This is a genomic window from Actinoplanes sp. NPDC048796, assembly GCF_040650035.1.
Lineage (GTDB): Bacteria > Actinomycetota > Actinomycetes > Mycobacteriales > Micromonosporaceae > Actinoplanes.
Genome location: NZ_JBEZGO010000001.1, coordinates 387,931 through 414,166 on the forward strand (window position 1 = coordinate 387,931; position 26,236 = coordinate 414,166).

General features: G+C 71.2%; 22 protein-coding genes and 1 pseudogene. 14 read left to right on the top strand and 9 right to left on the bottom strand.

The genetic code is table 11. The features are described from left to right. The first annotated feature begins 192 nt into the window (after positions 1 to 192). Positions 193 to 624 (top strand): hypothetical protein, encoded by a 432-nt coding sequence (locus AB0C26_RS01915; RefSeq protein WP_360239966.1) that lies wholly within the window; start codon positions 193 to 195, stop codon positions 622 to 624. 149 nt (positions 625 to 773) lie between these two features. After that, positions 774 to 2,018, top strand: a complete 1,245-nt coding sequence (locus AB0C26_RS01920) for a serine hydrolase (protein ID WP_360243457.1) — start codon at positions 774 to 776, stop codon at positions 2,016 to 2,018. Here the strand turns inward: AB0C26_RS01920 and AB0C26_RS01925 are convergent. Then, complete coding sequence (locus AB0C26_RS01925; RefSeq protein ID WP_360239969.1) at positions 2,007 to 2,504, bottom strand: DUF456 domain-containing protein; 498 nt, start codon at positions 2,502 to 2,504, stop codon at positions 2,007 to 2,009. The two genes, AB0C26_RS01920 and AB0C26_RS01925, sit on opposite strands and share 12 nt — an antisense overlap. Positions 2,505 to 2,847: 343 nt before the next feature. Between AB0C26_RS01925 and AB0C26_RS01930 the strand changes: the two genes are divergently transcribed. After that, a complete protein-coding gene (locus AB0C26_RS01930) occupies positions 2,848 to 3,777 on the top strand; it encodes a sigma-70 family RNA polymerase sigma factor (RefSeq protein WP_360239972.1) in 930 nt (309 codons plus the stop codon). A 36-nt stretch (positions 3,778 to 3,813) separates the two neighbouring features. Here the strand turns inward: AB0C26_RS01930 and AB0C26_RS01935 are convergent, their stop codons facing one another. Then, positions 3,814 to 6,138 (bottom strand): ATP-binding domain-containing protein, encoded by a 2,325-nt coding sequence (locus AB0C26_RS01935; protein WP_360239975.1) that lies wholly within the window; start codon positions 6,136 to 6,138, stop codon positions 3,814 to 3,816. A gap of 151 nt (positions 6,139 to 6,289) precedes the next feature. Here AB0C26_RS01935 and AB0C26_RS01940 point away from each other — a divergent pair, with 151 nt between their 5' ends. Beyond that, a complete protein-coding gene (locus tag AB0C26_RS01940; protein ID WP_360239978.1) occupies positions 6,290 to 6,805 on the top strand; it encodes a hypothetical protein in 516 nt (171 codons plus the stop codon). Positions 6,806 to 6,812: 7 nt separating this feature from the next. Here AB0C26_RS01940 and AB0C26_RS01945 read toward each other — a convergent pair whose 3' ends face one another. Next, complete coding sequence (locus AB0C26_RS01945; protein ID WP_360239981.1) at positions 6,813 to 7,652, bottom strand: sigma-70 family RNA polymerase sigma factor; 840 nt, start codon at positions 7,650 to 7,652, stop codon at positions 6,813 to 6,815. Positions 7,653 to 7,948: 296 nt separating this feature from the next. Here AB0C26_RS01945 and AB0C26_RS01950 point away from each other — a divergent pair, with 296 nt between their 5' ends. Further along, complete coding sequence (locus AB0C26_RS01950; RefSeq protein WP_360239984.1) at positions 7,949 to 9,508, top strand: DEAD/DEAH box helicase; 1,560 nt, start codon at positions 7,949 to 7,951, stop codon at positions 9,506 to 9,508. An 89-nt stretch (positions 9,509 to 9,597) separates the two neighbouring features. Here AB0C26_RS01950 and AB0C26_RS01955 read toward each other — a convergent pair whose 3' ends face one another. Further along, entirely contained in the window at positions 9,598 to 10,122 is a 525-nt protein-coding gene (locus AB0C26_RS01955) for a YceI family protein (RefSeq protein ID WP_360239987.1), read from the bottom strand. Between the two features lie 35 nt (positions 10,123 to 10,157). Continuing rightward, a complete protein-coding gene (locus tag AB0C26_RS01960; protein ID WP_360239990.1) occupies positions 10,158 to 12,788 on the bottom strand; it encodes an AAA family ATPase in 2,631 nt (876 codons plus the stop codon). Positions 12,789 to 13,443: 655 nt separating this feature from the next. Between AB0C26_RS01960 and AB0C26_RS01965 the strand changes: the two genes are divergently transcribed. After that, complete coding sequence (locus AB0C26_RS01965; RefSeq protein ID WP_360239993.1) at positions 13,444 to 13,731, top strand: hypothetical protein; 288 nt, start codon at positions 13,444 to 13,446, stop codon at positions 13,729 to 13,731. Here AB0C26_RS01965 and AB0C26_RS01970 read toward each other — a convergent pair. From AB0C26_RS01970 to AB0C26_RS01985, 4 genes are all read right to left on the bottom strand, one after another. After that, the gene (locus tag AB0C26_RS01970) at positions 13,728 to 14,402 is read right to left on the bottom strand and encodes a hypothetical protein (RefSeq protein WP_360239996.1); all 675 of its coding nucleotides are present in this window, start codon (positions 14,400 to 14,402) and stop codon (positions 13,728 to 13,730) included. The two genes, AB0C26_RS01965 and AB0C26_RS01970, sit on opposite strands and share 4 nt — an antisense overlap. 168 nt (positions 14,403 to 14,570) lie before the next feature. Continuing rightward, positions 14,571 to 15,572: a phosphatase domain-containing protein gene (locus AB0C26_RS01975; protein WP_360243460.1), complete on the bottom strand. Its 1,002-nt coding sequence runs from the start codon at positions 15,570 to 15,572 to the stop codon at positions 14,571 to 14,573. Positions 15,573 to 15,693: 121 nt separating this feature from the next. Continuing rightward, positions 15,694 to 16,401: a hypothetical protein gene (locus AB0C26_RS01980; RefSeq protein ID WP_360239999.1), complete on the bottom strand. Its 708-nt coding sequence runs from the start codon at positions 16,399 to 16,401 to the stop codon at positions 15,694 to 15,696. Positions 16,402 to 16,468: 67 nt separating this feature from the next. Continuing rightward, positions 16,469 to 16,783, bottom strand: coding sequence for a hypothetical protein (locus AB0C26_RS01985; protein ID WP_360240002.1), 315 nt, complete (start codon positions 16,781 to 16,783; stop codon positions 16,469 to 16,471). Positions 16,784 to 16,876: 93 nt separating this feature from the next. Here AB0C26_RS01985 and AB0C26_RS01990 point away from each other — a divergent pair, with 93 nt between their 5' ends. The 8 genes and pseudogenes from AB0C26_RS01990 (at position 16,877) to AB0C26_RS02025 (ending at position 26,234) form a co-directional block, all read left to right on the top strand. Next, a complete protein-coding gene (locus AB0C26_RS01990) occupies positions 16,877 to 17,722 on the top strand; it encodes an NAD-dependent protein deacetylase (RefSeq protein WP_360240005.1) in 846 nt (281 codons plus the stop codon). A gap of 181 nt (positions 17,723 to 17,903) precedes the next feature. Beyond that, complete coding sequence (locus tag AB0C26_RS01995) at positions 17,904 to 18,905, top strand: LacI family DNA-binding transcriptional regulator (RefSeq protein WP_360240008.1); 1,002 nt, start codon at positions 17,904 to 17,906, stop codon at positions 18,903 to 18,905. A 123-nt stretch (positions 18,906 to 19,028) separates the two neighbouring features. Beyond that, positions 19,029 to 20,717, top strand: a complete 1,689-nt coding sequence (locus tag AB0C26_RS02000) for an ABC transporter substrate-binding protein (RefSeq protein WP_360240011.1) — start codon at positions 19,029 to 19,031, stop codon at positions 20,715 to 20,717. 63 nt (positions 20,718 to 20,780) lie between these two features. Further along, positions 20,781 to 21,824, top strand: coding sequence for an ABC transporter ATP-binding protein (locus tag AB0C26_RS02005; RefSeq protein ID WP_360240014.1), 1,044 nt, complete (start codon positions 20,781 to 20,783; stop codon positions 21,822 to 21,824). After that, positions 21,821 to 22,801 carry an ABC transporter permease gene (locus AB0C26_RS02010; protein ID WP_360240017.1) on the top strand — a complete coding sequence of 327 codons (981 nt, stop codon included), beginning with the start codon at positions 21,821 to 21,823 and terminating at the stop codon, positions 22,799 to 22,801. Before AB0C26_RS02005 ends, AB0C26_RS02010 begins: the two co-directional genes overlap by 4 nt. A gap of 3 nt (positions 22,802 to 22,804) precedes the next feature. Beyond that, a pseudogene (locus tag AB0C26_RS02015) lies at positions 22,805 to 23,797 on the top strand (ABC transporter permease); the annotation flags it as partial. A 20-nt stretch (positions 23,798 to 23,817) separates the two neighbouring features. Next, positions 23,818 to 24,855, top strand: a complete 1,038-nt coding sequence (locus AB0C26_RS02020; RefSeq protein WP_360240020.1) for an ABC transporter ATP-binding protein — start codon at positions 23,818 to 23,820, stop codon at positions 24,853 to 24,855. Then, positions 24,852 to 26,234: a GH1 family beta-glucosidase gene (locus AB0C26_RS02025; protein WP_360240023.1), complete on the top strand. Its 1,383-nt coding sequence runs from the start codon at positions 24,852 to 24,854 to the stop codon at positions 26,232 to 26,234. Before AB0C26_RS02020 ends, AB0C26_RS02025 begins: the two co-directional genes overlap by 4 nt. Positions 26,235 to 26,236 lie beyond the last annotated feature (2 nt).

Sequence of the window (26,236 nt, forward strand, 5' to 3'; positions counted from 1 at the left end):
GTAGTAATCCGACCAACCGCGGTGCAAGTGTTGCTCGCCGCGGGTTCGCGCGCAACTGTTTCTCTGGAAGAATTCGCCATTCTTTTGACGAGGACACCTCACCGGTATTCAAATGGCGGGCCGTCATTACCGGAAAATCGGTGGCGATAGCTCGGTTGGCCCCGCGGCGGCGCATCACTTAGGGTCACTGGCATGAGCGCGCGCGACGACGACTGGCGGGAAAAGCGCCGGCAGGCCGTCGCCGGCCACGCCGCCGCGATGGAGGAAAGTCGCGCGGCCGAGGCCCGGGAGGCGGCGGCGCTGCTGGCCGACTTCGTCCGACACGCCGCCGAGCGTGATATTCATCCACAAACGTTGATGGCTCGAACCTTCGACGGCCGATCCACGTACCGGACTCATGTGCGCGGGTGGTACCTGAAATCGAATCGTTCGGTCGCCGTCGGCGAGGACGGCGAGTACTACGTGCTGACCGTGCCGGCCTCGTGGCGGGCCCGTTTCACCGGCGCCGACCTGTCCCCGAGCGTCCCCCGCCTGATCGTCGGCGCCGGCGGCGGCGACGGCGAGACGCTGCCCCTCGCCCAGTTGCTCACCAAGCGACTCGAAGCTGGAGTTTCCTGGCCTTGATCCGCTCCATCCTGGCGTCCCTCTCGGCCGTCGCCGTGCTGTCCCCGATCGCGGCCTCCCCCGCCCTGGCCGCCGCCCCGATCGCGGTTACCCCCGCCATCGCCGCCGCCCCTGCCATCGGCGCCCCCGCCATCGCCGCCGTCCCTGCCATCGGCGCCCCCGCCGTCGCCGCCGCTGCCCCCGGCCGAGCTGCCGCGCCGGTCGCCGCTGCCCCCGCCGGCAAGGCCGCGCCTGTCATCCCCTGCCCCAAGCCGAAGATCGCGCCGCCGGCCGGGGTGCCGGCGCGGCCGGTGCCGCCGGCCGACGACCCGGTCGGCTTCGCGATCGGCGGGGACGCGCTGGCCACCCACGGCCTGGTCGTCCCGGCCGGGGTGAAGGCGCCGCCGGCGGTCACCGCGACCACCTGGATGGTCGCCGACCTCGACACCGGCGAAGTGCTCGGCGGCTGCGGGCCGCACGTCTACCAGACCCCGGCCAGCGTGCAGAAGACCCTGCTGGCGGCCACCGCGATCGACAAGCTCGACCCGAAGAGGACGATCACCGTCACGGCCGACGACCTGAAGATCGAACCGGGCAGTTCGGCCGTCGGACTGGTGGTCGGCGGCAAGTACACGATCTCGACTCTCTGGCTGGGCCTGCTGCTCAACTCGGGCAACGACGCCGCCAACGCGCTGGCCCGGCTGGCCGGTGGCGGCGGCAAGGACGGCGTGGCCAAGACGGTCGCCGCCATGAACGACACCGCGAAGCGCCTCGGCGCCTTCCAGACCCACGCCGTGACCCCCTCGGGTCTCGACGGCCAGGGGCAGTTCACCAGCGCGTACGACCTGGCCCTGATCGCCCGCGTCTGCTTCGCCAACGCCGACTTCCGCAAGTACGCGCTGACGAAGATCGCCCAGATGCCGGCGCAGCCGGCGCTGAAGAAGGGCGGCTTCCAGTTCCAGAACGAGAACAAGCTGATCTACAAGTACCCGGGCGCGCTGGGCGGCAAGACCGGCTTCACCAAGCTGGCACGGCACAGCTACGTCGGCGCGGCCCAGCGCAACGGCCGGCGGCTCGTGGTCACCCTGCTCGGCGCCGAGGCGCGGCCGCAGCGCGGGTACGACCAGGGCGCCGCGCTGCTCGACTGGGGCTTCTCGCTGCCGGCCGACGCCTCGGTCGGCAAGCTGGTGACGCCGGAGGAGACGGCCGCCAAGAACGCCACCCCGGCACCGGCCCCCGAGCCCAGCGCCACAGGCAACCAGGCCGCGGCGGCCGCCGACACCCGCCCGACCTCACCCCAACTATTGTCCGTTGCCGCAGCGGCCTCAGTGGCCCTTCTCCTGGCGGCCACACCCTTGCTGCTCCTGCTCACCCAACGCAGGCGTACCCAAAGGGCCCGTAAATCACGTCAGTAGGAGCCCGAAGACCCAGATCACGCCGACGGCCAGGGCGGTGGTGAACTCGATCAGCATGGCCATACCGGCGGCGGCCAGGGCGTGCCTGGTCGACGGCCAGGCGCGTTCGTGGCCGAGGCGCTGGAGCTCGACCAGGTAGACGCCGAGCACGAAGCCGATCACGATGCCGATCACCGGGATCACGAAGAAGCCGATCACGCCGAGGACGCCGCCGGCCAGCAGCGCGGAATTGGGCACGCCCACGCTCTTGAGCCGCTTGCCCGGCACCAGATATTTGACAGCGGCCCCGCCCAGCGCCACCAGCGTCGCCACCGCCAGCACCACCCAGCGGCCGGCGCTGTCCGAGCCCAGCAGCGCCCACAGCAGCACCCCGGCCCAGCTCAGCAGCAGCCCGGGCAGCACCGGGATCACCACGCCGACGATCCCCACCGCGATCGCCAGGCCGGCGATGAGCGTGATCACCCCGTGCGAGTCGGTCAAATCCATGCCCCCACGGTGCCAGCCCCCCACAACCCTCAAGCGGGCGGCCTCCCCGCCCGATAGTGAGGCAGCCGGCACGCGGATCGGCTTTGAGAAACCGGTCCCGCGATCGCCGCCGGTGAGATGGCAGTCGGTTTTTCGACGCCCGCGGGGTTTGCGGGTGGCGGAAAACCGCCTGCCATCTCACCGGTTACAAGGCGATCGCCCGCGAAGCGAAGCGGAGCCAGTAGTACAGCAACCACCCTGCACCTCTTTACGACTGCACCGGGAACCGGGGGCGGTCGAACTTCCCCATGTACGCCGGAGAGCCCGATGGACCGGGCCGCCGACACACATGGGGGAAACGCACATGACCAGCATCGCGACGAACGCTGCCGACATCAACGCCGACAACGCGCCCGCCATCACGGTGCTGTCCGCCGCCGAGCAAGAGGAGCTCATCCGCGCTCACATGCCGCTCGTCGGCCACCTGGTGCGGGACATGCTCAGCCGGATCCCCAACCACATCCACCGCGACGACCTGACCAGCGCCGGCCTGCACGCCCTGGTCACCGCCGCCCGGGGCTGGGACCCGCAGCGCGGCATCCCGTTCCACCGCTTCGCCAGCACCCGCATCCGCGGCGCCATCCTCGACGAGCTGCGCTCGCTCGACTGGGCCACCCGCTCGGTGCGTACCAAGGCCCGCGCCACCGACACCACCCGCCAGGCCCTGACCACCGCCCTCGGCCGCACGCCGACCACCGACGAGCTGGCCCAGGCGCTCGGCACCACCGCCACCGACCTCAAGCAGACCGACACCGACGTGCAGCGCGCCACCGTGCTGTCGCTGCAGGGCTTCACCACCAGCTCGGCCGACGACCTGGTCACCGAGAAGAACCCGGGGCCGGAGGACATGCTGATCCGCCGCGAGCAGATCGGCTACCTGCACCACGCGATCGGCTCGCTGCCGGAGCGCCTGCAGGTCGTCATCACCGAGTACTTCCTGCACGAGCGGCCGATGGCCGACATCGCGGCCGACCTGGGCGTCACCGAGTCGCGGGTGTCGCAGCTGCGGGCCGAGGCCCTGTCGCTGCTCAAGGACGGCCTCAACACCCACCTCGACCCGGAGCTGGCCCCGGTGCCGGACAACCCGGAGAGCATCGTCGCCCGCCGCCGCGCCAACTACTACGCCAACATCGCCAGCAGCACGTCGGTCCGCTCACGCCTGGAGCTGACCAACGCGCACGGACACACCAAGTACGGCAACGGCCTTCTGCGTACGCCCGCAACCGCCGCCTGACCTGGAAAAAGGGGCCCCATGACGGGGCCCCTTTTCTCATGCCAGCGAGCTCAGCACCTTCGGCAGGTCGGCTGTGTGCAGGACGCCCAGCCGGCGGGTGGCCCGGGTCACCGCCACGTACAGATCCGACAGGCCGCGCGGGCTCTCGGCGATGATCTCGTCGGGCTCGACCACGATCACCGCGTCGAACTCCAGGCCCTTGGCCTGCCGCACGGTCATCAGGGCGACCTGGTTGAGCAGGTCGGGCTGCTCCCCCACGGCCGCGCCGGGCACGGCCTCGACCAGGGCCCGGCCCAGGTCGGCCTCGCGGCCCTCCGGCACGAGGACACCGACACGGCCCTCGCCGGCTTCGGCGGCCTCCACCCGTACGGCCGCAATGACCTCAGCCGCCAGCGCGACCGGCGGCACCCGCAGCGACCACGGCTCGACGCCGGCCGACCGCACCGAGCGGGGCGGCTCCAGCGCCGGGTCGACAGCGGCCAGCACGTCGGCCGCCACCGCCATCACCTCCGACGGCGTCCGGTAGTTGACGGTCAGCTCGACCAGGTTCCAGCGCTGGCCCACGTACGGCTCGAAGACCTGCTCCCAGGTCGTCGTGCCGGCCAGCTCGGAGGTCTGCGCCACGTCACCGACCACGGTCATCGACCGGCTCGGGCAGCGGCGCATCAGCAGCCGCCACGCCATCGGCGACAGCTCCTGGGCCTCGTCGACGATGACGTGACCGAAGACCCACGTGCGGTCGGCCGCGGCCCGCTCGGCCGCCGTACGGGTGTCGAGCACCTCGTGCCGCTCGACGAAGGCGCCCGCCTCGACCACGTCCAGCGCGGAGAGGATCTCCTCCTCCTGGTCCTCGAAGTCCAGCGAGCGGGAACCGGCCAGGATCTCGAGCACACCTTCGGCGTAGTCGACGGCCTCGCGCCGCTGACGGGCCGCTTCCCGGGCCCGCAGCGTGTCGTCGACGCCGAGCAGTTCGGCCAGCTCGTCGAGCAGCGGCACGTCGGCCGGGGTCCACTTGGCGTCGCGGTCGCGCAGCAGCAGCGCCCGCTCGTCGGCGGTCAGCCCGGCACCGGCCGACTCCAGCCGCTCGGCGTCCGAGAGCAGGTCGCGCAGCACCTGGCGCGGGGTCAGCACCGGCCAGAACTCGAACAGCGCCCGCTGCACGTCGACGTCCTCGCGCAGCTCGCGGCGGGTCTCGGCCAGGTCGGCCTCGGACAGCAGGTTCTCGCCGCCGAGCGGGTCGGTGCCGATGCGCTCGGCGATCTGCAGCGACAGCGCGTGGATGGCCTCGGTCACGAACATGGCGCGGGCCACGTTGTGCGGGCGGCCGGAGCGGCGGGCGGCGGCCCGCGCGTCCTCCAGGACGGCCCGCTCGATGCGCAGCGGGTAGCCGTCGTGGTCGACCTCGGCGAAGGTCTCGGGCACGGTCTGCCGGTCGGCGACCGCCTGAGCCAGCACGTCGAGCATGGCCAGGCGGCCCTTGACCGCGGCCGCGGCCGACGGCTCGGCGCCGCGGGCGCGCACGCCGGGGAACATGTCGCCCAGCGTGGCCAGCAGCACACCGGTCTCGGCCAGCGACGGCAGCACCTGCGAGATGTAGCGCAGGAACGTCGGGTTGGGGCCGAGGATCAGCACACCCTGCTTGGTGAGCTGCTGCCGGTACGTATAGAGCAGGTAGGCGGCACGGTGCAGCGCGACCGCCGTCTTGCCGGTGCCCGGCCCGCCCTGCACGACCATGACACCGGCCAGCCCGGCCCGGATCACCTCGTCCTGCTCGGCCTGGATGGTCTCGACGATGTCCCGCATCCGGCCGGTGCGGTTCGCGGTCAGGGCGGCCAGCAGCGCGGCCTCACCCGTCACGTCCTCGCGGCCGCCGGCGGCGGCGCCGTCCTGCAGGTCGAGCACCTCGTCGTCGATGCCGGTCAGCACCCGGCCCTTGGTGCGCAGGTGCCGGCGGCGGGTCACCCCGTCGGGGGAGACCGCGGTGGCCAGGTAGAAGGGCCGGGAGGCGGGAGCGCGCCAGTCGACCAGCAGCGGGTCACGGTCGTGTTCCTCGGCCGAGAGACCGAGGCGGCCGATGTAGAGCGGCGCCTCGGCGCCGGCGAAGTCGAGCCGGCCGAAGCACAGGCCGTTCTCCACCGCGTTCATCTGGGCGAGCTGCTCGGCGTAGTGGGCGCGCTGGGCCTCACGCTGGGTACGGCCCTGCGGCGTGCCGCCGGACTCGAGCAGGATGCCCCGGAGCCGATCGTCGGCCTGGGCGCGCAGGCTGTCCAGCCGGCCGTAGAGGGTGGTGAGGTACGCCTGCTCGGAACGGAGGTCGTCCGATGCGGAGCTTGACAATGCCACTCCCCTTAGTGGTATCATTCCCGGGTCAGCGACCCTATGTGGTCGCTTTTTTCGTTTCCAGCAAACGGTCAGGATAGCGCAGGTTACGGTCGCTCCGGAAAGTGTCAGCTATCGGTCACTGTTAACGGCGAGCCGTTACTGAGAACGGCCGATCTGGATTAACCCGGTCATGAACCGCAACCACCCGTTCCGACGTCTCGGCGCGCTGACCCTCGTCGCCGCCGCCTCCCTCACCCTCACCACCGCCTGCACCGGCGACGACGAGGCCCCCGCCGGCAACGCCGCCCAGGCCGCTCAGGGCGGCCCCGAGGCCAAGACCATCGACGGCGCCCGCGCCGCCGCGCAGACCGTGTTCGACCGCTTCTCCGGCGGTGACTTCGCCGGCGCCTGGGAGATGTACACCGCCGCCGGCAAGCAGGCGATCAGCAAGGACGACTACGTCAAGCTGAACGTGGCCTGCTCCCGCAAGGGCCTGGCGATCCAGCTGACCAGCGCCCGGATGGAGGGCACGGACCGCGCGATCGTCATCGCCAAGCAGCTCGTGGCCGCCCAGTCGTACACCATGGTGTACGAGGACGGCTCCTGGAAGCTGGAGCCCGCCAAGGAGGGCCTGGCCCTCTACAAGCAGGGCGCGGCCAAGGCGATCGCGGCCCAGAAGAAGGCCGGCACCTGCGCCAACCAGTAACCGCTGTCTAGGCCGCCACCGGTACCGGCAGTCCGTCCGGTCCGGTGACGGCCAGGCGCGTCTTCAGCGTCCCCCGGCTGGCGATCTGGTCGTAGTAGGCCGTCCGCCGGCGGGCCACGCAGCCGTCCTTGGCCGGAGCGGCCAGGGCCGGGTCGAGATGGGTGTTGAGGCCGTCGCGCAGCAGCAACAGCGCCTCCGCCCGCAGCTGTGACACGCGTGACTCGGTGACGCCCAGTTCCTCGGCGATCCGGGCCATCGGCCGCTCCTCGAAGAAGTAGCCCTGCACCACCGCCCGCAGCCGGTCCGGCAGCGCCTCGACCGCGTGGCGCAGGTAGCCGAGGCGCTCGCGGCGGATCAGCATCTCCTCCGGGCCGGCGCTCGGCTCGGTCACCATGTCGTCGGCGCCGGCCGTGGTGAAGCCCTGCAGGCTGAAGACCACGGCCCGCTGGACGTCGTCGTCGGCCGACTCGATGTCCTCGACCGAGCAGCCCAGCCGGTCCGCCACCTCCGGCGCGGTGGGGTTGCGGCCCAGCTCGGCGGTGAGCTCCTGGCGGGCGGCGTCGGTGCGCCGGGCCCGCTGGCGCACCGAACGGCTGGCCCAGTCGAGGCCGCGCAGCTCGTCCAGCAGGGCGCCGCGCACCCGGGCCGCGGCGAACCGGGCGAACGGCACACCGCGTGAGTCGTCGAAACCGCGGGCCGCGTGCACCAGCGCGGCGTACCCGGCGGACATCAGGTCGTCCCGGTTGACGTGGGCCGGAACCCTCGCGAGCATCTCGCGGACCAGGTGGCCGACGAGCGGCATGTGCTCCTGGACGATGTCGGCGCGACGGCGATCGTCTCCGCTCATCATGGGGGGTCTCCTCGCGTACCGGCCGGTGGGGGGAGTTCCGGCGCTGAGGAGAAAGGTGATCCGCGCGGAGTGCTATTCGGGTCCCGTTCGGGTGCAGGGCGGTTGCATCCACCGGGGGAGTACACTTGATCTCGCGGTCCGCACTGTCTTGCCTCGGGCCGCCTTTGGACGAGTGCCACCAGGTGCTTCGGCACAGCCGCACCGTCCGCCGGATCGGCCACCACGCGCCGCGACTGAGAACAAGGTCTGCGCCGGGCAGGACGACCCCTCGACCCATCTGGAGCAACCGCTACATGACCACCTTCACCGAGTTCGGCGTGCCCGCCGTGCTGACCGCGGCCCTCGCCGACCTCGGCATCACCACCCCCTTCCCGATCCAGGCCGCCACGCTGCCCGACTCGCTCGCCGGCCGTGACGTGCTGGGCCGGGGCCGCACCGGCTCCGGCAAGACGTACGCGTTCGTCCTGCCCGTCCTGGCCCGCCTGGCCGCCTCGAAGTCGCCCCGCAAGCCGGGCCGCCCGCGCGCGCTGATCCTGGCGCCCACCCGCGAGCTGGCCACCCAGATCGAGGCGACGATGGCCCCGCTGGCCGCCAAGCTCGGCCTGCGCACCCTCACCGTCTTCGGCGGGGTCGGCGCGAACCCGCAGATCAAGGGCCTCAAGGCCGGCGTCGACGTGCTCGTGGCGTGCCCCGGCCGCCTCGACGACCACCTGCGCAACGGGCACGCGTCGCTCGACTCGATCGAGATCACCGTGCTCGACGAGGCCGACCACATGGCCGACCTGGGCTTCCTGCCGGTGGTCCGCCGCCTGATGGACCAGACGCCGCGCGAGGGCCAGCGGATGCTGTTCTCGGCGACCCTCGACAACGGCGTGGACGTGCTGGTCAAGCGCTTCCTGCACAAGCCGGTCACGCACTCGGTCGACTCGGCCACCGAGACCCCGGTCCAGATGGACCACCACGTCCTTCACGTACGGGGTGACGACCGCTTCCCGGTCCTGGTGGACCTGCTGGCGGCGCCCGGCCGTACGGTCGTGTTCACCCGCACCAAGCGCCGGGCCAAGGTGCTGACCCGCCAGCTCAACCAGGCCGGCGTGCCGGCGGTCGAGCTGCACGGCAACCTCGCCCAGAACGCCCGCAACCGCAACCTGGCGGCGTTCTCCGACGGTACGGCGGAGACCCTGGTGGCGACCGACATCGCGGCCCGTGGCATCCACGTCGACGATGTCGGCCTGGTCATCCACGCCGACCCGCCGGTCGAGCACAAGGCGTACCTGCACCGGTCGGGCCGTACGGCCCGCGCCGGCGCCCGCGGCACGGTCATCACCCTGATGACCGACGACCAGCAGTCGGAGGTGCGCGACCTGACCCGCAAGGCCGGCGTCCGCCCGACGACCAGCCGCACCCGGCCCGGCGACCCGCTGCTGGCCGAGCTGGCCCCGGGCGAGCGCGTGTTCGTCGCCCCGCGCCAGGCGGCGGTCGAGGCGCCCGCCGCGACCGCGCCCGGCACCGACGCCGGCGCTCCGGCCGGTGCCGGCCGCAGCCGCCGTGGCCGGGGCCGTGGACGGGGCGCGGGACGTCCGGCCGAGTCCCGCCCGGAGCAGACGGCGAGCACGACCCGCCACGGTGAGGGGCGCGCCCAGCGTCCCCGCACCGAGCAGGGCGCGGGCGGCCGTCAGCCGCAGGGCACCGGCGGCGGCCGCGGCCGTCGCGGTGGCACCGGCTCGACACCGGTGCACACCAGCCAGTCCCGTGGCGCCGGCTCGTCCGCACAGGGCCGCTCCGCCTCGTCGGGCGGCGCCGCCGCGTTCAGTGCCGGCACCCGCGTCGGCGGCCGCCGCTCAAGCCGCTGAGGCACCGGCGCCCGTTGACGCCACCGGCACCCGGTTGACGGCCACCCGCGCGGGCTTGACGGCACCGGCACCCGGTTGACGGCCGCCGCTCAAGCCGCTGAGGCGGCGGCGTACAGGTCAAGAGTGATCCGAACCGGCCGGGCGATGATCGCCCGGCCGGTTTTCACGCCGGCCGCGACGCGGTCGACGACACCGGTGGCGATGAAGTGGCATCCGCCGGCGGACGGCTCGGCCGTCTCCACGGTCAGCGTCACCTGGCTGTCGTGGCCGCGGACCCGCAGGACCCCCGTCAGCAGCCAGCCCGAGGCGTCGCGGTGGACGCGGGTGCTGCGGAAGCCGATCACCGGATGGCGCTCGGCGTCCAGGAACCGCTTGCCCGTGATGTCGGCGTTACGGCGTACATCATCGGACGTGAAGGTTTTCGCCTCCAGCATCGCCGAGGCGGTGGACGCGGCCGGATCGGTGGCGACCGTGACGGTGCCGCCGCGCAAGGCCATGGTCGCCGCGACCGGCTTGAGGCCGAAGACATGCGTCGCGGTCAGCCGGCACGCCGAGCGTGCCGGGTCGATGGTGTAGGTGCCAGGGACGAGTTCGGTGTGTACGTCGGTTGTCATGCCCCCGAGCCTCGCCCCCCGCGCGCCGTGGGACCTCAGTGCCGGTACTGAGATGCGGCACGTAGGTCGGTGCGCCGGGTCAGCCCGAGCTTGCCCAGGACGTTGCGTACGTGCGTCTCGACCGTCCGCTCGGACAGGAACAGCCGCTCGGCGACGGCCCGGTTGGACAGTCCCTCCGCGACCAGCCCCGCGATCTCCCGCTCCCGGGGCGTCAGATCGTCGCGGGCCAGCTCCGCCGCGCCCTTCAGCTGCGGCGCCTCCGCCGCCAGTCTCCGGCTGAGGCGCGGGTCGCTCTCCCGCACCTGCTTGGCGTACGCGAGACGCGCGAGCGCCGCGAACGACGGCGCGCCGATCCTCTCCTCCATCGCGACCGCCGCCGCCAGGTGCTTCTCCGCCTCGCCGGCCGCGCCGAGCGCCCCCGCCATGATCCCGAGCGACCGGTCGACGGCGCCCTGACAACTCGACATCGAGTTCAGATACCGGCCCGCGTACGGCAATGCCCGCTCATAGCAGTCCCGGACCAGTTCCCGATCGCCCGTCCACGCCGCGAGCTCACCGGTCATCACCACCACGAAGGGCCGGCGCGGGTCGGCCGGGAGCCGGTCGAGGGCGACCCGGAGCCGGCGCGTGCACTCGGTAGCGACGTCCCGGTCCCCCGTCCCCCGCGCCATGATGCCCACCTGGGCCACCGCGATCGGCATGTCGTCGTGGGCGAAGGCCGCCGGATCCGCCCACGACCAGTCCTCGGTGTGCTCCGAAAGTCCACATCGGAAAGCCAGGTAGAGGTGGTACGCCGTACTGTCCCGTTCCCCCGCTTCCCGGGCCTGCTCGGCCAGCTCACGAGCCTCGGCGAGGCGGCCGCCGATCAGCGCCCGGGCCGCCCGCGCCCGCAGCAGATGCCAGCGGGCCACCGGCCACCCGAGACGGTCGGCCAGCCCCGCCAGCCGGGCCGTCTCCGCGTCGAACTCGGTCAGCTCGCCCCGGATCAGCCGCGCGTCGAGCAGCCAGACCCGCCCCCACAACTCGGCGTCCGGCCGCCCGCTGGGCCCGGCCAGCGCGCAGCTGCGCTCGGCCAGCTCGATCACCTCGTCGCCGTCGGCCGCCGGATCGAGCACCTGATGCCGCGCGTGGACGGCCGCCACCAGGGCGTCCGCCCGCCCCGAGTCCTCGGCCAGCCGCATCGCCTCCGCACTGATCCGCCGCGCCGCCGCCGGATCCCGCTCGTCGGCCAGCAGAAACGCGTACTGGGCGAGCAATTCGGCCCGTCGCGGCCCGGCCGGATCCCGCTCGAGCGCCCGCTCACACAGCCGCATCAGGGCCGGCGCAAGCGGACCGGCCACGCCCCGGATCACCAGCGCCGCCGGCGCACCCACCTCGTCCACAATCGCCGCACAGTCGGCGAGGGCGACTTCGAGACTGCCTTCCCGGTACGCCGCCTCGGCCCGCTGCAACCGCAGCGCGGCGTCACCCGGATTGTTCTCGAGCGCCCGCCCGAACCAGTGCACGGCCTCCCGATAGTCGAGCCCCCGCACGGCTTCCCGGGCCGCCGCCACACAGGCCGCCACCGCCCGTTCCCGCGACGCGGCGTCGACCGCCGCCCGCACCCGATGCCGGGCGATCTCGGCTTTGGTGCCGTCGAGGGCGCCGGCGATCGCTTCGTGCGCCCGGATCCGCTCATCGCGGCCGAGCTCTTCATAGAGCGCCTCCCGTACGAGCTCATGCACGAACCGCACCCGCGACGGCGCCCAGGGATCGTCGACCAGCACGCCCGCCGCGACCGCTTCGGCCAGAACTTCGCCACCGCCCCCTTCGACGGCCCGGTCGAGCACCACCACGTCAAGCTCGGACCCGTACGCGGCGGCCACACCGAGCATCCCCCGGCAGGCGGCGCTCAGAGGCGCGGTCCGCCGCGCCACGAGCCGCCGCAGACCCGCCGGCAGTTCAAGGTCGCCCACGGGCCGGCCGAGGCGCCCTTCGCGAACCAGAAGCCGGGCCAGTTCCCTGGTGTAGAGCGGATTCCCCCCACCGAGCCGATGAATCTCGGCCGCCCAGGTGCCGTGCGCACGGTGCCCCAGCCCGTCAAGGTAGGCGCCGACCGAGCCGACATCCCACGGTCGAAGGGCGAACACTTCGGCCCCGTCCAGATCGACGTCCGTCCGGCTGGTGCCGATCAGCAGCAGACGCGTCCGCCCGATCTCACGCCCCAGCGCCCGAATGAGCGCCAGCGACCCTTCGTCGGCCCAGTGCAGATCCTCGATCACCAAGAGCGCCGGCCGCACCTCAGCCGCTTCCCGAAGCGCCACAACGGTCCGCTGAACAGCCCGAAACCGCGCCGCCGCAACAGATTCCCCTTCCCCCGACAGCACCAACAGCTCCGGCGACAGCCCTCTCACATCGGCCGGCGATAGCTGCATCGCCTCGGCCGATGAGAGCAGCCGCGTCCACGGCCAGAAGGCGGGCGCGCCCTCGTCCGGATCGGCCCGGCCGGCCAATACCGCCATCCCCGCGGCCGAAGCCCGCGCGGCGGCCTCCTCGACCAGCGCCGTCTTGCCCGCCCCGGCCTCACCGGTCACCAGGACCACGGCGCCTTCGCCCCGCTCGGCACCGGCCCGCAGCCGGTCGAGCGCGACCACCTCAGCCACCCGGCCGACCAGCGCGGCGCCCACGCCGTCCACCCTCCCCCGCGACAGCCGCGATGTCGACCCCCGGAAAGACTGGCCGTTCCTCATTCCGCTCCCGGTCCCGGTCCCAGTCGCAGGCCTGACCCGACCCTCACCCCAGCCCCGAACCCCAGTCCCAGGCCCGGGTCCCGGCGCCCGCTCCGTTCCCAGTTACAGTCCCCAGCCACGACCCAGTCAGTCCCAGCCACGACTCAGTCCCGGTCAGGCCGCTTCCCCACCTCGGATCCGGTCCCGACCGCCATCGGCACCGCTGCCGACCGCCAGCCCTTCGAAATGCGGCCGGCGAAGTCACAACCAGGCGGACCGACCCTGCGCGGGGGTGGCTCCACGCGAAAATGGCCTCGCCAATAGTGGCCCCACGCAAAAGTGGCCCCACGCAAAAGTGGCCCCACACGAAGGCGGCCTCGCGGGAAGGCAGCCCCGCGGAAAGGCAGCCCCGCGGGAAGGCAGCGTCACGCAAAGGCGGCCTCGCGCGAAGGCGGCCCCTCACGAAGATGGCTCGGCTGGTGGTGGATGGGGTCGAAGGCTGTCAGGAGGGAACAAGGGCGACGTCGCCTGTGGAGGCCCGCCATCAAAGGTCCAGGCGCGACACCAAGAGCGCCAGCGCCCCGCGGCGGCTGGGGGATCGTGAGGGTGTGCGGTGTCTCTACGCCTCTGGCGTGATCGACAAAGTGAAGCTCGCCATCGTGGGGTCGGGAACAACACTTCGGCGCTGGTTCAAGGCATCAACTTCTATCGGAACACCGGCAGCCTGGTCGGCATTCGCCGGGCCGACATCGGTGGGCTGGGGGTCGGCGACCTCGAGGTTGTCGCGGCGTTCGCGCTCGATCTGATCCGGCTGGCCGCGATCGCCCGGCGGGAGCACCGGGGCGGCTACCTGAGCGAGGCCGCCGAGCACCTCAAGTCGCCGCCCGGAACCGCCGTCTAGGAGGAGGATGAGGAGGAGGGCACCGACACCTGGATCTCGTCGGAGAGGTTGAAGCCGGCGCACATCTCCAGTTCGTCGCCGCTCCAGAAGCGGCCCGGGTCGTACCAGTTGGGCTGGCGGCCCTTGGGGAGCAGACCCATGTCCTCGTACGTCACCGCGACCACCTCGGCGCAGTAGGCGGTCTCGAGGGCGGCGTCGTCGGCCGGGCCGTGGCCGCCGCGCAGGCGCCAGCGGGGGCGGACCTGGGGGACCCGGCCGCGTACCCAGCGCCAGGCGAGCTGGGCCGAGGACGGGAACGGGGTGCCGTCGAGGCGGGCCACCGTCTTCAGGGCCTTGTCCTCCATGGCCGGCGTGACGCCGGGTTCCAGTTGGCGCAGCCAGCCGCGCTGGCCGTAGCGCTGGGCCCACACCGTGACCGCGTCGCGCAGGTCGTGCAGCTGGACGCCGCGCTGGAACGTGCCGGACCACAGGTCGGGCAGCGACCTGCCCAGCTCGGCGTGCCACATCAGGGGTGGCATGTCCTCGATGACGATCGACATGCCGACGTGGTTGACCGGGCTGTTGGTCAGCGTCTGGATCGCCCGGTCGGGACCGGATCGTCCCCGGAAGATCCAGATGTCCCCTGTGCGCGTCAGGTCGATGGCCTCGTCGAGGCTGATGGCGGCATCCACGGTGTCTATCCTCGGGTGATGCGTTGGTGGAAGGTAGTGGGATTGGCCGGTCTGGCGGGAGTCGCCGCGACGGGCGCCGTTGTCGCGCGGGCGGAGCGCCGCCGGAGGCAGTACACGCCCGAGGAGATCCGGGAACGACTGCACCAGAGGGTGGCCGAAGCCGCCGCCTCAGACGACATCGGTGTCCCGGAGTAGCGACCAGAGGCCGGCGCCGTCGGGCGCCGAGAACCAGGTCTTGCCGCCGGAGCCGACCGCCTCGGGATCACCGGACGGTCCGGGCACCGCGCCGGCCAGCACCGACTGCGTGGGTGACAGCCGGCGGATGGCGACGGCGGCCACGTTGTCCGGGTGGGCGTGCGCGAACTCGGAGTAGATCTCCTGATCGTGCTGGCCGTCGTCGCCGATGAGCAGCCACTTGATCTTGGGGAACTCCTGCGAGAGCCGTTGCAGAGTGGTGCGCTTGTGGTCCTGGCCGCTGCGGAACCAGCGGTCGGGGGTCGGGCCCCAGTCGGTCAGCAGCAGCGGGCCCGCCGGGTAGAGGTGGCGGGACAGGAAGCGCGACAGGGTGGGCGCCACGTTCCACGCGCCGGTCGAGAGGTAGAAGACCGGCGCGCCCGCGTTCGCCGTGATCAGGCGCTCGTAGAGCACGGCCATGCCGGGCACGGCCATGCGCGCGTGCTCGTCGAGGACGAACGTGTTCCAGGCGGCGAGCAGCGGACGGGGCAGGGCGGTGACCATGACCGTGTCGTCGATGTCGGAGATGAGCCCGAAGCGGCAGTCCGGGTCGACCACCCGGATCGGGGCCTCGGCCGGCGCCGCGCCCTCGGTGAACAGCCGCACCTTGCCCCAGCCGGGCTCGAGGTCACCCTTGACCCGGCAGTCGACGTAACCGCTGCGGTCGGTGCGGGTCTCGGTGATGCTGTCCCCGACCTGGATCTTGACGATGGCGCCGTTCACCGGTGAGGTCGTGAAGCTGCGCCAGCCGCGTACCTTCTCCAGCCTCTTGCTTTTCTGCGGGCCGCGGGTGAGCACGACCCGGGCCATCACGCGGGCCCAGCCGGGAGCACCGTATCCCGTGTAGGCGGTGATCACCGGCTGCCAGCCGCGGTTGCGCAGCCGGCGCTCGACGATCTCGTGAAGCGCGTCCTCCACCCGGGCGGCCCGGTGCATCCGGATCACCGGCGGTTGCGCTGCCGGGGTTGTCGCCACGCCGGTCCTCCTGCCCTGTCAATCGGCCTGCCCGGCTACGGTACCCGCCCACCCTGGTCCGTACGCAGACCACAGCGGATTACTAAGCGGTGGCCGGAATCTCGCCGGTGGACCACTGGTCGGCGAACCACTGCTCGTCGGCCGGGCGGGGGCGCAGGCCGGCGCGGGCGATGGCGGTGGCCGCCTCGGCCCGCAGGACGCGCAGGGCGTCGGCGTCCTTCTCGGCGGTCTCCCACAGCGCGCGCTCGCGCTCCTGGAGGGCCTGGTACTCGGCCAGGCGGTGGTGGCGGATCGCGTTGCGCAGGGCGGCTTCCTGGACCACCGGGTGCAGGCGGGGGTTCCAGCCGCGGTGGGCCAGGATGTCGTTGAGCTGGGCGATGGAGAGCTCGCGGTTGCGGCAGGCGACGGTGGCCGCGTGGTGCAGGTAGCGCTGGCGTACCTGGTTCTCGCCGGGCTTGCGGCGGCGGCTCATCAGCGGGTAGGCGCCGGCCCGGGTGGTACGCCGGGCGGCCTGGTCGGCCGCGTCGAAGGCGGCCCAGGCCGCGTCCAGTTCGCTCTGTGCGGCCTCCCACTCGGCCCGGCTGCGGGCGGCGGCCGCGGCGGCCCGGCCGGCCGCGACGGTGACCTCGTCGGCGTAACGCTCGGCCTCGGCCTCGGCCGGCGAGGGTGCCGGCGCGTGCCGGGGAATCGCCATGGCGGCGACGGCGATCGCGATGCCCAGCAACAGCAGCAGCCAGAGCGCGACGGCCAGGGGCAGGGAGACGAAGAAGCTTTCCAGGGCGGTTTCCATCGCAACCTCACGATCGGTTCGTGGGCGGATATCGGAAAGGTGACGTACGACAGGCGCGGCAGAGGGCTCAGAAAGCCGGTGGACCACGGACCGGGCGGACCCGGAGGGCGACGCCGGCGAGCAGGACGATCACGGTCGCCGCGATCAGCACCGGCACGGTCACGGGAGGCGCCGGCTCGGGCTCGGCGACGAGGGCCGCCGTCCGCGTCTCGCTCGCGGCTTCCGCCCGTACGGACGAAACAAGCGCGACAGGCGCAGCCGGCGCGGCCGCCGGGGTCGCGGGCACGGTGAAGGCGAGCGCCAGCATCGCCAGCCCGGCGAGGAAGCGCAGGAAGCGGCGCCCGTCCCACTGACGGGGAAGCACTCGCGTCACTGCTGCCACGCGACCAACGTACCGAATCGGGCGGAAACGCGCACGGCCTCGCAGGAGTTACGCCGCCGACACTCTGTTCACCGAAAGAGGGACTATTGACTCGTGGACCTACAGGTGGTGCGGCAGGTGGCCGAGCTCGAGGGCTGGATCTCCGAGGGCGGCGTGGTGGTGCTCAGCGGGGCCGGGCTCTCCACCGACTCCGGCATCCCGGATTACCGGGGCCCGTCGGGCTCGGCCCGGCGCTCGACGCCGATGACCTATCAGACGTTCACTCGCGACCCGATCGCCCGGCGCCGCTACTGGGCGCGCAGCCACCTGGGCTGGCGCACGATCGGCGACGCCCGGCCGAACGACGGCCACCGGGCGGTCGCGCGCCTTCAGGAGGCGGGCGCGGTCCAGGGTGTCATCACGCAGAACGTGGACGGGCTGCACCAGGCGGCGGGCGCCCGCGACGTGGTCGAGCTGCACGGCAACCTGGCCCGCATCGTCTGCCTGGACTGCGGCGAGCTGACCCCGCGTGGGGTGCTGGCGGCCCGGCTCGAGGAGGCCAACCCGCGGTTCGCCGGCGTGGCCACGGCGGTGAACGCGGACGGCGACGTGGAGCTCGACGACACCGAGCTGGACGGGTTCGTGGTGGTCGACTGCACGTCCTGCGGCGGGATGCTGAAGCCGGACGTCGTCTACTTCGGGGAGACGGTGCCGCCGGAGCGGGTCTCGCGCAGTTTCGGCCTGGTCGCCGAGGCGCGGACCCTGCTGGTGCTGGGCTCCTCCCTGACCGTGATGTCGGGGCGCCGGTTCGTGCTGCGGGCGGTCAAGGACGGCATCCGGGTGGCGATCGTCAATCGCGGCGTGACGCGCGGCGAGCCGTACGCGGGGGTCGTGGTCGATGCCCCATTGGGCATCGTGCTGCCCCATCTGGCATCGACGGTTGAGACCGTTTCGTCCTGATGACCGTCGATGGAGCGCTCCCATCGACGGCCGTAATCGCACTGAAACCTAAATATTGATTGACGCCCGTTGACGTGACCGGCCTCACTGGCGTTAACTGCCGGAACCGCTTCCGAAACCGGTTCCGAAACCTCTGAGTAAAGAACCGGTGACCTCAGCGGCGAGAACTAACGGAGGACAAGTGCCGATCACCATCGCCGACGTCGCGGCTCGGGCCAAGGTCAGCAAGACGACCGTGTCCCGGGTGCTCAACGGCAAGGGCGAGCTGGACGAGTCGACCGCCGCGCGGGTCCGCGCGGTGATCGAGGAGCTCGGCTACGTGCCCAGCGCCCGCGCTGTCGGCCTGGCCCGCGGCCGCACCCGGGTGGTCGGCATGCTCGTGCCGTCGCTCACCTGGCCGTGGATCGGCGAGGTCATCCAGGGCGCGGTCGACGTGCTCGAGACCGAGCGGTACGGCCTGCTGCTGTTCACCTGCAACCGCGGCGAGGAGTCGATGCGCCAGTTCGGCGCGCAGGTGTCCGCCAAGTCGTTCGACGGCCTGCTGGTCATCGAGCCCGAGGGGACTCTCGACTACATCGCCACGCTGCACGCCCGGGGACTGCCGGTGGTGCTCATCGACGACCGCCACCAAGCCTCCGGCCAGATCCCCAGCATCGGCACGACCAACCACGACGGCGCCGGCTCGGCCGCGCGCCACCTGCTCGAGATCGGCCGTACCCGGCCGCTGATGGTCACCGGACCGGACCGCTTCGGCTGCACCCAGCAGCGGCTCACCGGCTTCGCCAACGTCTTCGCCGAGGCCGGCCACCCCATCACCACCGACCGGGTGCATCCCGGCGATTTCACGACCGCCGCCGGCGCCGCCGGCGTCCGGGCCGCGCTGGAGTCCGGTGTGGACTTCGACGCCGTCTTCGCGCACAACGACCTGGCCGCCATCGGCGCCATGCGGGAGCTGCTCGAGAACGGCAAGCGGGTGCCGCAGGACGTCGCCGTGGTCGGCTTCGACGACATACCGACCGCGGCGCACACCCAGCCGCCGCTGAGCACGGTGCACCAGCCGCTGCGCGAGATGGGCGAGGCGGCGGCCCGCGCGCTGCTCGGTCACTTCGAGGGCACACCCCTGCCCAACCGCCCCACCGTCATTCCCACCACCTTCACCCCCCGCTCCTCCACCACCCTCTAAAGCGTCACCGCACAAATCGCCGGCCGGCTGGCCGGCCGTACAAACGCGCCCATCGACGCCTGCCTCCGGCACGCGTCGCGATGACTTACGCCCTTTTTTCAGCAGATAAGAGGAGATACAGCGATGCAGAGAAGGAAACTGTTCGCGGTCGCTCTGGCGAGCGTCGTCGCCACCGGCGGCCTGGCCGCGTGCGGCGACTCGCCGAACGCGAACAACGCCAACAACGCGAACAAGTCGTCGGTCGACTTCCTCAAGATCGGCATGCCGAACGGCACGCAGACCGAGAACCACAACCCGTTCGCCGGCACCTCCTCGGCCAACGCGCTGGGCTACAAGTGGATGATCTACGAGCCGCTGACCCAGTGGAACCCGGTCAAGCCGGCCGACCCCGCCACCCCGTGGCTGGCCAGCGCGGTCAAGTGGGCCGACGACTACAAGTCGGTCGACATCACCGTCCGCGACGGCGCCACCTGGTCGGACGGGCAGAAGCTGACCGCCGACGACGTCGTCTACACGTACACGCTGATCAAGGGCAACGACGCGCTCAACCAGTACGCCGTCCCGTACGACCAGATCACCGCGAACGGCAACGTCGTCAAGCTGACCTTCAAGTCGTCGCAGTTCGTCAACCAGAACAAGATCCTGGCCAACACGCCGATCGTCCCCAAGCACGTCTGGGAGAAGATCGCCGACCCCGCCACGGACGTCAACAAGAACCCGATCGGCTCCGGCCCGTACACGCTCAAGTCCTTCACCCAGGCCGGCGTCACGCTCAGCGTCCGCGACTCCGGTTACTGGCAGGACCTGCCCAAGGTCAAGGAGCTGCGGTACGTCTCGTACGCCGACAACAGCGCCCAGTCGACCGCGCTGGCCAACGGCGAGTCGGAGTGGAGCTTCGTCTTCATCCCGAACGCGCAGCAGACCTTCGTGGCCAAGGACCCGGCGCACCACAAGCTGTGGGCCCCGGGCGTGCTCGGCATCCACGGCCTGTACATCAACACCACGGTGAAGCCGTTCGACGACCCGAAGCTGCGCCAGGCCATGAACATGGTCATCAACCGGGCGGACATCTTCAACCAGGCCGAGGCCGGCTACTTCCACCCGGAGATCAAGAGCGTGACCGGCCTGCCGCCGGGCGCCGGTGACGCGTACATCGCCCCGGAGTACAAGGGCAAGGAGTTCTCGGTCGACGTCGAGGGCGCCAAGAAGCTTCTGCAGGGCGCCGGTTACAAGCTCAACGGCAAGACGCTGAGCGACCCGAGCGGCAAGCCCGTGAAGATCAAGCTCAGCGACCCGGCGCCGTGGTCGGACTACCAGACCACGCTGGAGATCATCAAGAGCAACTTCGCCGAGATCGGCATCGAGGCCACCGTCGAGAAGCCGAACCAGGACGTGTGGGACGCCAACGTGCAGAAGGGCGCCTTCGAGGCCTCGATGCGCTGGACCAACGGTGGCGCCACGCCGTACGACATCTACCAGACGGTCATGGACGGCGCCCTCACCAAGCCGATCGGCACCGCCGCCCAGCAGGGCAACTTCGGCCGCTTCAACAGCCCGGAGGCGACGGCCGCGCTCAAGGCGTACGCCAACGCGACCAGCGACGTCGAGCGCACCAAGCAGATGAACATCATCCAGAAGATCTTCGTCGAGCAGGCCCCGATGCTGCCGGTCGGCGCCGACAACGTGGGCGCGGCCTACAGCGACAAGAACTGGACCGGCTGGCCGACCGACGCCGACCCGTACTCGGGCGCGCAGCCGACCCAGCCGTACGCCCTGCAGATCGTCCTGAAGCTCAAGCCCGCCGGCGCCTGACGCCCGACTTGCCGCTCCCCGCACCGTCCGCGGGGAGCGGCACCTCAACGAAGGAACAAGCGCATGACGTCGACAAAGGAAGCCGAGGCTCCTTCCGGCGAGGTGGTGCTCGAGGCGGTAGGCCTGACCAAGCACTTCCCGGTCCGCCGGCAACTCAGACAGATCTTCCGCGAGCACGACGCGGTTCACGCCGTCGACGATGTGAACCTCACGCTGCGCCGGGGCGAGGTGGTCGCCCTCGTCGGCGAGTCCGGCTCCGGCAAGTCCACTGTGGCCCGCCTGCTGGCCCAGCTTTATCCCCGTACGGACGGCGACATCCGGCTCCACGGCGTGAGCACCCGGGTCAAGGGCGGCCGGCCCTTCCGCGAGTACGCGGCCCGCGTCCAGATGATCTTCCAGGATCCGTTCGCGTCGCTGAACCCGGTGCACACCATCCGCTATCACCTGACCCGGGCGCTGAAGATCCACGGAAACGCCGAGAACCTCGAGGCCGCCCTGCACGACCTGCTGACCAGGGTCAGCCTCACGCCGCCCGAGCGCTACCTGGACAAGTTCCCGCACGAGCTCTCCGGCGGCCAGCGCCAGCGGGTGGCGATCGCCCGCGCGCTCGGCGCCCGCCCCGAGGCCCTGCTGGCCGACGAGCCGGTGTCCATGTTGGACGTCTCGATCCGTCTCGGTGTGCTGAACCTGTTGCGGGACCTCAAAGAACGCCTCAACCTGGCCATCCTCTACATCACCCACGACATCGCCTCGGCCCGCTACTTCGCCGACCAGACCCTGGTGATGTACGCCGGGCGGATGGTCGAGGGTGGCGACAGCGAGACCGTCACGCAGACACCGGCTCACCCGTACACCCGGCTCCTGATCGACTCCGCACCCGATCCCGATCGGCTCATCGGCGACGTGGACCCCCTCGACGAGGACCGGGGCAACGGCGAGCCGCCCAGCCTGATCCGGCCGCCCTCGGGATGCCGTTTCCACCCGCGCTGCCCGGCCGCCATGCCGCGCTGCTCCACCGACCTGCCGGTGCCCCTTCAGATCGGCGACGCGCCCGGCCACTGGGCCGCCTGCTGGCTCTACTCCTCCGCCGAGGAGGCGGCCAAGTGAGGTACTTCCTCCAGCGCATCGCGTTCTATCTGTTCACGGCCTGGGCCGCGATCACCCTGAACTTCTTCATCCCGCGCCTGGTGCCCGGTGACCCCGTACAGTCGCTCATCGCGAAATACCGCGGCCAGCTCAGCAGCGACGCGATCCAATCGCTGTACGTGCTCTTCGGCCTCGACAAGCAGGAAAGCCTGTGGCAGCAGTACCTGGACTACTGGAAGCAGATCTTCTCCGGTGACCTGGGTCTGTCATTCACGTTCTTCCCGGCCCCGGTCTCGCAGGTCATCTCGCAGGCCCTGCCGTGGACGGTGATGCTGGTCGGCGTCACCACCATCATCAGCTTCCTGCTCGGCACCGGGCTGGGCGTGCTGGCCGGCTGGCGGCGCGGCTCGTGGGCCGACGGCCTGCTGCCGGTCACCACCTTCTTCTCGTCGGTGCCGTACTTCTGGCTCGGCATCATCGCGATCTACCTGCTGGCCGGGCCGGACAGCTTCTTCCCGTCGTCCGGCGGTTTCGACTCGGGGCTCGTGCCGGCCTGGGACCAGTACTTCATCCCCAGCGCCATCCAGCACAGCCTGCTGCCGGCGCTGACCATCCTGATCTCGTCGGTCAGCGGCTGGATCCTGAGCATGCGCAACATGATGGTGACGGTGGCGTCGGAGGACTACATCACCGTCGCGCACGCCAAGGGCCTGTCCGAGCGGCGGGTCGCGGTCAGCTACGCGGCCCGCAACGCGTTGCTGCCCAACGTCTCCGGGTTCGCGCTGTCGCTCGGCTTCATCGTCGGCGGCACGCTGCTGGTGGAGATCGTGTTCTCGTACCCCGGCCTGGGTTTCACGCTCCTGCAGGCCCTGGGGGCCAAGGACTACCCGCTCATGCAGGGCATCTTCCTCGTCATCACCATCTCGGTGCTGGTCGCGAACCTGCTGGCCGACGTGGCGTACCTGCTCCTCGACCCGCGCACCCGCAAGGAGGGCTGAGCGATGACGATTCCCACCTCGAGCATCGAGCAGGTGATCCCCGGGCAGGGCTCGATGGCCCAGCCCGAAGAAGCGCACCCGAGCAAGCGCAAGCGGCAGCGGTTCACCTTCATCCGCAACAAGAAGGCGGCCGCCGGCCTCACCATCCTCGGGCTCTACATCCTGTTCGCGATCATCGGGCCGTGGGTGGCGCCGTACGACCCCGGCGCCCGCGGCAACGACCTCGTACAGCCGCCCTCGGCCGACCACTGGCTCGGCACCACCCACCTGGGCCAGGACGTGTTCAGCCAGATCCTGGTCGGCACCCGCAGCGTGATGTACGTCGGCCTGCTGGCCGGCACGATCGCGACCGTGCTGTCGGTGCTGATCGGGGTGACCGCCGGCTACCTCGGCGGCAAGACCGACGACGTGCTGTCCGCGTTCGCCAACGTGATCCTGGTGATCCCGGCCGTCCCCCTGATGATCATCATCACGTCGATCCTGAACAACGCCAGCGACACCCTGATCGCGCTGGTCATCGGTCTCACCTCGTGGTCGTGGAACGCCCGGGTGCTGCGCGCGCAGACCCTGTCGCTGCGCCGGCGCGACTACGTGGAGGCGTCGAGGGCCACCGGCGAGAAGACGTGGCGCATCATCGGCTTCGAGCTGCTGCCCAACCTCACCGCGGTGATCGCCTCCGGCTTCGTCGGCACGGTCATCTTCGCCGTGCTCTCCGAGATCACCCTGGCCTTCATCGGGATCGTCTCGAACAACGGCTGGAACTGGGGCACGATCCTGTTCTGGGCCCAGGGCCAGCAGGCGCTCGCGCAGAACGCCTGGTGGTGGTTCGTGCCGGCCGGTCTCGCGATCGCCTTCCTCGGCACCGCCCTCTCCTTGATCAACTTCGGCATCGACGAGTTCGTCAGCCCGCGCCTGCGCAGCGCCGGCAAGACCAAGGTCAAGACCGCCGCCGGCCGGACCGTACGGATGCGGATCGGTTTCACCCCCGTTCTTTCGTCGAAAGGCGGCGAGCCCTCGTGAGCCAGCCCGTGCTCGAGATCCGCAATCTGAACGTCGATTACGGCCTGGGCGACAAAGCAGTTCACGCCGTACGCGACGTCAGCCTCACCCTGCACCGCGGCGAAGTCCTCGGCCTGGCCGGCGAAAGCGGCTCCGGCAAGTCGACGCTGGCCTACGGCCTGACGCGGCTGCTGCCCCCGCCCGGTGTCATCACCGGGGGCGAGGTCGTCTATCACCCCGAGGGCGCTTCCCCGTACGACGTCCTGGCGCTCTCCGACCGCAAGCTGCGGCAGTTCCGCTGGGCCGAGACGGCGATCGTGTTCCAGGGGGCGATGAACTCGCTCAACCCCGTACACAAGATCTCGACCCAGCTCACCGACGTGCTCCGGGCCCACGAGCCGAAGATGAGCGAACACACCCGCAACGCCCGCGCCCGCGAGATGCTCAAGCTGGTCGGCATCTCGCCGGACCGGATGGACGCGTACCCCCATCAGCTCTCCGGCGGCATGCGCCAGCGCGTGATGATCGGCATGGCGCTGATCCTGCAACCGCAGGTGGTCATCATGGACGAGCCGACGACCGCCCTCGACGTGGTGATGCAGCGGCAGATCCTGGGCCAGCTGATCGAGCTGCGCGAACGGCTCGGCTTCTCGGTCATCTTCATCACGCACGACCTGTCGCTGCTGGTGGAGTTCTCCAACCGGATCGCCATCATGTACGGCGGCCGGATCGTCGAACAGGCGCCGGCGGCGACGATCTACCGGGACGCGCTCCACCCGTACTCGGCCGGGCTCCTCGCCTCTTTCCCGGCCCTGCGCGGCCCGAAGCGGGAACTGGCCGGCATCCCCGGCTCGCCCCCGGATCTGGCCGGCATGCCCAGCGGATGCTCGTTCCATCCACGCTGCCCCAAGGCGTTCGAGCCGTGCCCGACGAAGATCCCTGTTCTCGGGCCGCCCGCCGACGCCAACGCCGTGGGCCGTTCCGTGGCCTGCTGGCTTCACCCTCCGGCCGACCTTCCCACCGGCGCCCTCGACCTTTCCCTGGAGAACCGTTGACATCCGTAACCGATCTCGCGCCTCTGATCACCGGCCTGCCGCCCTCGTTCACCTGGGGCGTGGCCACGGCCTCGTACCAGATCGAGGGCGCCGTGGACGAGGACGGGCGCACGCCGTCCATCTGGGACACCTTCAGCCGCACCCCGGGTGCCGTGCACAACGGCGACACCGGCGACGTGGCCTGCGACCACTACCACCGGATGCCGCAGGACGTGCAGCTGATCAAAAGCCTGGGCCTGGACAGCTATCGGTTCTCGGTGGCGTGGCCCCGGGTGCAGCCGGGCGGCCGCGGCCCGGCCAACCCGGCCGGGCTGGCCTTCTACGACCGCCTGGTCGACGAGCTGCTGGCCAACGGCATCGACCCGTGGGTGACGCTCTACCACTGGGACCTGCCGCAGGAGCTGGAGGACGCGGGCGGCTGGCCGCACCGGGACACTGCCTACCGGTTCGCCGACTACGCGGCGATCGTCTTCGAGAAGCTGAAGGACCGGGTCGGCACGTTCACGACCCTGAACGAGCCCTGGTGCTCGGCCTGGCTCGGCTACAACGTGGGCGTGCACGCGCCGGGCCGCCGCGACTTCGACGCGTCGCTCGCGGCCACCCACCACCTGCTGCTGGGGCACGGGCTGGCGCTGCAGGCGATGCGGTCGCCCGCGCACACGTTCGGCATCACGCTCAACATGGGCACGGCCGACCCACTGTCGTCGTCGGATCTGGACCACGAGGCGGCCCGGCGGGCCGACGGGATGGGGCTGCGGCTCTATCTGGACCCGCTGCGGCACGGCACGTACCCGGCCGACGTGGTGGCCGATCTGGCCGCCCGCGGCTCGGCGCTGCCCGTCCAGGACGGCGACCTGGAGATCATCTCCCAGCCGTTCGACGTGCTGGGCGTCAACTTCTACTTCGGCCAGGACTTCGCCGGCACGGATGTCGACGGGAGCACGGTCGATGCCACCGGCGCCCCGGTGGTGCGTGCCGTCCTGCCGGACACGCCCCGGACCGCCATGGGCTGGCCGATCACGCCGTCCCGGTTCACCTCGCTGCTCACCCGGCTCGCCCGCGACTATCCCGGTCTGCCCATGGTGATCACCGAGAACGGCGCCGCCTTCGACGACGCACCCGACAAGTCCGGGTTTGTCGCCGATGACGACCGTACCGCTTATCTGGCCTCCCACATCGCGGCCGTAGCCGCGGCCCGTGACCAGGGCGCCGACATCCGCGGCTACTTCGCCTGGTCCCTGCTCGACAACTTCGAGTGGGCCGAGGGCTACGCCAAACGCTTCGGCATCGTCCGGGTCGACTACGAAACCCAGGAGCGCATCCCCAAGCAGAGCGCCCTCTGGCTCCGCGACTCGATCGCCGCCCTGCGCTCGAACTGACC

What these genes read in the sequence shown, in the direction of transcription:
- AB0C26_RS01925 (WP_360239969.1), bottom strand. Translation starts at nt 2,504, where the DNA reads ATGGATTTGACCGACTCGCACGGGGTGATCACGCTCATCGCCGGCCTG.
- AB0C26_RS01935 (WP_360239975.1), bottom strand. Translation starts at nt 6,138, where the DNA reads ATGATACCACTAAGGGGAGTGGCATTGTCAAGCTCCGCATCGGACGAC.
- AB0C26_RS01945 (WP_360239981.1), bottom strand. Translation starts at nt 7,652, where the DNA reads ATGAGCGGAGACGATCGCCGTCGCGCCGACATCGTCCAGGAGCACATG.
- AB0C26_RS01930 (WP_360239972.1), top strand. Translation starts at nt 2,848, where the DNA reads ATGACCAGCATCGCGACGAACGCTGCCGACATCAACGCCGACAACGCG.
- AB0C26_RS01980 (WP_360239999.1), bottom strand. Translation starts at nt 16,401, where the DNA reads ATGGAAACCGCCCTGGAAAGCTTCTTCGTCTCCCTGCCCCTGGCCGTC.
- AB0C26_RS01955 (WP_360239987.1), bottom strand. Translation starts at nt 10,122, where the DNA reads ATGACAACCGACGTACACACCGAACTCGTCCCTGGCACCTACACCATC.
- AB0C26_RS01950 (WP_360239984.1), top strand. Translation starts at nt 7,949, where the DNA reads ATGACCACCTTCACCGAGTTCGGCGTGCCCGCCGTGCTGACCGCGGCC.
- AB0C26_RS02000 (WP_360240011.1), top strand. Translation starts at nt 19,029, where the DNA reads ATGCAGAGAAGGAAACTGTTCGCGGTCGCTCTGGCGAGCGTCGTCGCC.
- AB0C26_RS01975 (WP_360243460.1), bottom strand. Translation starts at nt 15,572, where the DNA reads ATGCACCGGGCCGCCCGGGTGGAGGACGCGCTTCACGAGATCGTCGAG.
- AB0C26_RS01915 (WP_360239966.1), top strand. Translation starts at nt 193, where the DNA reads ATGAGCGCGCGCGACGACGACTGGCGGGAAAAGCGCCGGCAGGCCGTC.
- AB0C26_RS02005 (WP_360240014.1), top strand. Translation starts at nt 20,781, where the DNA reads ATGACGTCGACAAAGGAAGCCGAGGCTCCTTCCGGCGAGGTGGTGCTC.
- AB0C26_RS01940 (WP_360239978.1), top strand. Translation starts at nt 6,290, where the DNA reads ATGAACCGCAACCACCCGTTCCGACGTCTCGGCGCGCTGACCCTCGTC.